At 34.6% G+C, this 1,991-nt stretch carries 3 protein-coding genes; all 3 read right to left on the bottom strand.

Features of this window, described 5'->3' with window-relative positions; translation table 11 throughout:
* On the bottom strand, positions 1 to 440 hold a 440-nt coding region (locus tag H1P_RS32990; protein WP_144875670.1), incomplete at its 3' end, for a universal stress protein.
* Between the two features lie 227 nt (positions 441 to 667).
* On the bottom strand, positions 668 to 859 hold the full coding sequence (locus H1P_RS32985) for an NblA/ycf18 family protein (protein ID WP_144875668.1): 192 nt from the start codon (positions 857 to 859) through the stop codon (positions 668 to 670).
* 493 nt (positions 860 to 1,352) lie between these two features.
* A complete protein-coding gene (locus H1P_RS32980; protein WP_144875666.1) occupies positions 1,353 to 1,739 on the bottom strand; it encodes a hypothetical protein in 387 nt (128 codons plus the stop codon).
* Between the last annotated feature and the right edge of the window lie 252 nt (positions 1,740 to 1,991).

Raw genomic sequence — 1,991 nt, 5'->3', positions numbered from 1 at the left:
CTTAGCTCTTCTGTGGTGTAAGTTGTGATTAACTGAGGACGAATAATTGTTATAGGTTTATTAGTTAACTTATATAAACCAGCACTGGTACTACCAAAAAACTTTTCTTCAAGTAAGCTACGAATCGGAGTTCCTGTTAAAATCACATCTACAGGATGAGTTTGTAAAATTTTAGGAATCGTATCTAAAGGCTTCCCTGAAAGCACCTCTACATGAACTTCTACCCCTTCAGGAATCTTAGCAGTAGCACAACTGAGGCGTTTTTCGGCTAATGCCACTTTTTCTTCATCTATACGAGGTACTTCTCCTTCTTCCCAAAGAGGTACGCTATTGAAAAAAACTATTTTTTTTAAACCTGCTTGAGCCAGGTCAGGAACGAAATTCACTAGACGATATAAACCATCTGAAAAGTCGGTACAAATTAGACAACTTTGAAACATAAAAGGAGATTATAATCTTTTTCTTCCACCCTAGCAAAAAAAACTCTTCACCAGACCAAATTCAAAATTCTTAATTAATTACCACCTCACCATAATTAGTTTTCAATTACTTATCACCTCTCACTTCTTTCCTTATTTCTCCTTAAAAAATACGCTCCTACATCCCCAGCTTTTTTCTCTTTGGGAAAAAACAAGAGAAGAAGACCGCATTAAGATTAATGCTGACTTTACTCAGATTTAGGTTCTAATCCCCATTGATGCTTAATAAAGTCCTTATACATATTTTCGCGAACCATCATTTGTTCGTATAGCTGGACTAAAAATTCCTGTGCTTGTTGATGGCTCATGTGCTGGACTTGATTCTCAAAGGAGCGAATACTGAACCTCTGTTCTAAGGATAGTTCTGATGAATGAGACATAGTTTAAATTCCTCATCTAGTATTGTGTGATAATTGTTTGATAACTAATAACATAATAGCTACATTAATTAATGTAACAAAAGTTTGACAATAGGCATCTTCTACTATTTTATTCGTTAAGAAAATTATATTTGTCAAGAATGAACAGTTTATAGTATTAAATCCCCATGATTAAAGATATCTTGCAATTTTAATTATTGTCGAGCACAAACACTTTTGTCTCCTGTCTCGCTCAACTTTGATTTTGTCGGGCTTGTTGTACCGCAGAATAAAATTTTTGGCGTTGTATAGCGTTACGTATTAACGCAGCAATTCTCATTTTGAAGAAGACTACAACTTGTATTCTTTTATCTAGCGAGGAAAATCACTTAACTTTTGCTTTTAAATTTCTCATTTAAGCTCTTTATTTTTTAACAAATCCACTATTTACTGAGCAACGCCCAATTTTTTTGATACATCTTGCTAGCTATTGGAAGGTTGTGATTGTTTAGAGTCACAGATCGTAAAATTCATTGGCTTCGGATAAGACTATAGCTTTGTGAAATAATTTTTCTGATTGAATCATACGAGAAGATAGATCGGCTGTCTCATAACATTCTTTGTAGTCGGTGAAATGAATATAACAGGTGTCTGCCTCTGAATTGAGATGCATCCCTTCAGTCACTGGCTCTAGGTTATTTATTACTCTCATAGCAATGACTAAACCTTGAACATCGTCGCCGTTCAAATACGGTTTTTCTCCATAGCGAGTTCGTAGCCATTCCCAATCGGAAAATTCCAAGCGAATATCAGCAAATTCGGTGTCTCTGGCATCACGCAAAATAAAAGGCGAGAATGTCTCTAGATCAATACCGTTAGAGTCAAATTTAAGTTTTTTCATATTATTTATCAACTTTATCTAACCATAACTAAATTCCATAACTAGAAAATGCTAGTTTGATTTCTGATTTCTAAAGATAATTTATTTTCCTAATCCCTAATCCCTAATCCCTAATTCCCAATCCCTAGTCCCTCGAACAGTTATCTTAAAAACTATGGATTTCAAACTAGACGCGGTTTAGTTGCAGCTGACATTCCGCAGATAATTTTCTCAAGGAAATAATTAAATGAATTTGCTTGAATATAGCCGTTT

It is taken from the genome of Hyella patelloides LEGE 07179 (assembly GCF_900659865.1).
In the GTDB taxonomy this organism is placed as follows: Bacteria; Cyanobacteriota; Cyanobacteriia; order Cyanobacteriales; family Xenococcaceae; genus Hyella; species Hyella patelloides.
Note: the sequence above shows the minus strand (reverse complement) of the source record. Positions and strands in the feature narration are given on the sequence as shown.